This window comes from Microbacterium sp. AR7-10, from assembly GCF_001878835.1.
Lineage (GTDB): Bacteria > Actinomycetota > Actinomycetes > Actinomycetales > Microbacteriaceae > Microbacterium > Microbacterium commune.
In genome coordinates, this window is record NZ_MJIR01000017.1 from 1 (window position 1) to 737 (window position 737).

General features: G+C 76.9%; 1 pseudogene. It reads right to left on the bottom strand.

The annotated features are described in order from the left end of the window. Window positions 1–737: pseudogene (locus BFN01_RS01010) on the bottom strand (ATP-dependent helicase HrpB); the annotation flags it as partial.

Genomic DNA, 737 nt, shown 5'->3' on the forward strand with positions numbered 1-737 from the left:
TGGTCGGCGGCGCGCTCGACCTGCTGCTCGGTGATGGCGGCGGCCGCGCGGATCACCGCTCCTGAGCCCGCGGCGACGCGACCGGACGCGCGCGCCACGTCGGCCACGGCCAGCCACTCGGCATCTGCGAGCCGGCCGCTGATTCCCGCGCGGGTTCCGGATGCCAGCAGGAATGTCGAGCCGTCGGACGAGCGCTCGACGCGCCTGGCGATCCGTCCCGGGAACGCGAGCGCGACGACCAGACCCGCGTCATCTGCTCGTCCGCGCCCCGAGCGCGCCGGCGGCGCGAGGCGCATCAGGCGGTCGACCTCGCGTGCCCACCGCTGAGCATCGGGACCGCGGCCGTTCCGAAGCGCCGAGAGGGCCGAGACGATGTCGGCGTCGCGGACACGGATGTCACCGCCGACCAGGGCGACCACCTCGGCAGCCGTGCGTGCGCCGGCCAGCGCCGACCCGTCGCGGAGCGCCCTGGCGAGGCGCGGATCGGTCGGGATGCGGGAGAGCGCGCGTCCTGCGTCGGTCACTCGGCCAGTGTGGTCGACCGCGCCGAGGGTGCGCAGCACCTCGGTCGCGTGGCGCAGGCTGTCGGCCGGCAGCGGGTCGATGAGCCGCAGGCCGGCCCCGCCCGGTGCGCCCCAGCAGGCGAGCAGCAGCGCCGCGTCGGCGAGGTCGGCCGTCGCGATCTCCGGCGTGGGCCTCGCGGGGGCGGCGGCGTACGTGCGCTCGTCGACGCATCG